The 2,866-nt window shown below is 36.6% G+C and carries 2 protein-coding genes and 1 pseudogene; 2 read left to right on the top strand and 1 reads right to left on the bottom strand.

The window, feature by feature from the left end; translation table 11 throughout:
• Window positions 1–191: 191 nt before the first annotated feature.
• Window positions 192–449, bottom strand: a pseudogene (locus AC1DJR_RS27455) (IS4 family transposase); the annotation flags it as partial.
• 279 nt (window positions 450–728) lie between these two features.
• Between AC1DJR_RS27455 and AC1DJR_RS27450 the strand changes: the two are divergent.
• A complete protein-coding gene (locus tag AC1DJR_RS27450; RefSeq protein WP_477003989.1) occupies window positions 729–1,898 on the top strand; it encodes a serine hydrolase domain-containing protein in 1,170 nt (389 codons plus the stop codon).
• Between the two features lie 217 nt (window positions 1,899–2,115).
• On the top strand, window positions 2,116–2,866 hold a 751-nt coding region (locus tag AC1DJR_RS27445; protein WP_477003988.1), incomplete at its 3' end, for an IS4 family transposase.

Raw genomic sequence — 2,866 nt, 5'->3', positions numbered from 1 at the left:
AGTTAACACCCCACAAACAAAAAAATGAGCTGACTTCTCAAAAWAACTAACTRTAGAGAAWGAAAATTTTCATTTAGGGKGTACTTCAAAACCTTAGCTTGATGGGCTTTTTTCTTTTTTCTAAAGATCCAGTGTAAGTTCTTTAAATATTTTCATACCAGATAAACCCTATTGGGTTTTAATTTTTTGGATTACGCTACATGCTTGTGAGGCATAGAAAGGTTATATACGACGCCTAAGATATCAAAGACGGTTTTCTTCTTATACCTATGGGATTTTCGTCTGTTTTTCTGTAAGAGATCAAACAGACGAAACAATATCTTTGTTAATTCTTTGGTGTCTTTTTGTAGAGATTCATAAATAAGTAGAAAATAATCTTTTATGATATAAATCGCTTTATATTCGCTTAATTCTCGTGTCTTCTTGATGAGAATTAATTGGCACATTTGAGACACAGAAGCTATTTTGAACGTAAGGGATTTGTAAGGAATAGGTAAGGAAAAAGAGATTTTCATTGTATATGATGAAAATATAAAGAAGCATGAAAGGAGGAACAGATATAACTTATATATGAAAAACAAACCAGTTAATAAGAGTGTTTTATGGAAAAGAAATAATTTCTGAGGTTAACATACATGCAAAAAGAGGGATTTACCGTTTGTTAGGACAGAATGGAGCTTGTAACAAGCAACCACCTATACAATATGAATAGAGGAGAGGAATGCCTTATGAAAACACGTAGTCAAATTACATKTGCAAGTCTGGCYCTTTTAATAGCTGGAAGTTCCCTRTTATAYACAACRCCAACCTCAATTGTAAAAGCAGAGCCCACTCARAATGTATCTAGTTCGTTACAAACAAATACTCAACGAGATCGTAMTTCCGTCAAGCAAGCAATGCGGGATACATTGCAACTTGGATACCCGGGGATACTTGCTAAAACTTYTGAGGGTGGAAAAACGTGGGGGTATGCCGCTGGGATAGCGAATCTAAGCACCAAGCAATCAATGAAAACAGATTTTCGCTTTCGCATTGGCAGCGTGACGAAGACGTTCACMGCAACGGTTGTACTTCAATTAGYYGGAGAGAACCGCTTGAATCTAGACGACTACATCGAAAAATGGTTGCCTGGTGTCATTCAAGGAAACGGATATGATGGTAACCAGATTACTATCCGGCAGATATTGAACCATACAAGTGGTATCGCTGAATACTCAAGGTCAAAAGATGCTGATTTTATGGATACAAAAAAATCGTATATGGCTGAAGAGTTAGTGAAGATGGGGATTTCTCTGCCCCCAGACTTTGCCCCAGGAAAGGGTTGGTCTTATTCAAACACAGGATACGTATTACTGGGTATTCTTATTGAAAAAGTAACCGRAAACAGCTATGCGGAAGAGATTGAAAATCGGATTATTGAACCGCTTGAATTATCGAATACATTCCTACCTGGCAATTCAAGCGTTATTCCAGGCACCAAKCATGCCCGTGGATATGTCCAACCAGACGGARCAAGTGAGCTAAAAGACGTTACTKATTWTAAYCCAAGTRTAGSTAGCTCRGCTGGAGATATGATTTCTACTGCTGACGACTTAAACAAATTCTTYTCTTACTTGCTCGGTGGYAAATTACTGAAAGARCAGCAACTAAAACAAATGCTTACTACAGTTCCTACAGGAAAAGAAGGAATCGATGGATATGGTCTTGGAATCTATRAAACTAAGCTTCMAAGCGGTGTCTCGATATGGGGACACACAGGTGGCATTCTAGGGTTTACTACTCTTGTTGGAGGTAAACTTGGAGGCAAGCATACGTTGGTCGTCAATTGGAATAGTTTGGGTAGAACTGACAGTCCTAATCCTTTTAAAAATATTTTACTTGCTGAATTTAACAAGTAGGCAAAAAGGAAAACAGGATAAATTTTGTCATAGTTTTTATAGTTAAAAATATATCTTTCTGGTTTAAAAACCCCTAACTTACTCTAAAAAATAAATTTTGTTTTTTTGGAATTTTGTTGGCAACCCAATGATATTAAGCTAATAAAACAAAATCCTCCCTAAAATGTAAAAATACGCCATTCTTTCTGTAGAATCATAGGAAAKGATGKCGTWTTTTATGTCTGTTTCTGTKTCTGACGAATTACAACTATTTGCTCAAGAGATTCAAAGYTTTTTATCTCCAAATACCTTACGGGATCTTGCTAGAGATGTTGGTTTTGTACAACGAACCAGTAAGTAYCAAGCAAAAGATTTAGTAGCTTTATGTGTATGGGTGAGCCAAAATRTMGCTAYGACTTCTTTAACTCAGTTATCTAGCTGTTTAGAAGCATCAACAGAAGTACTCATCAGTCCTGAGGGACTGAATCAACGKTTTAATAAGGCGGCCGTCCAACTTTTACAACACCTACTAGCYRAACTACTAAGCAAAAAATTGGCCGCATCTATGCCGATTTCTTCTCCATACACTTCTGTTTTCAAGCGTATTCGTATTTTAGATTCAACTGCATTTCAACTYCCSGATGTATTTTCATCTGTTTATCCAGRTGCAGGAGGATGCAGCCATACAGCKGGGGTRAAGATTCAGCTTGARTATGATYTATTAAGTGGACAGTTCCTACATATTCATACGGGTCCAGGTAAACAACATGATCGAACCTATGGTTCTCTGTGTGCCCCAACTTTGACAGCGAATGATTTATGTATCYGAGATTTAGGTTATTTTCACTTGAAAGATCTTCAACATATACAAGATAAAAAGGCTTACTATATCTCTCGTATTAAATCAAATACACGTATTTATCAAAAAAATCCCACCCCTGATTATTTTCAAGATGGAAGAATCAAGAAAGGTACAGAGTATATACAGA

The organism is Bacillus sp. 05T31 (assembly GCF_056396725.1).
Note: the sequence above shows the minus strand (reverse complement) of the source record. Positions and strands in the feature narration are given on the sequence as shown.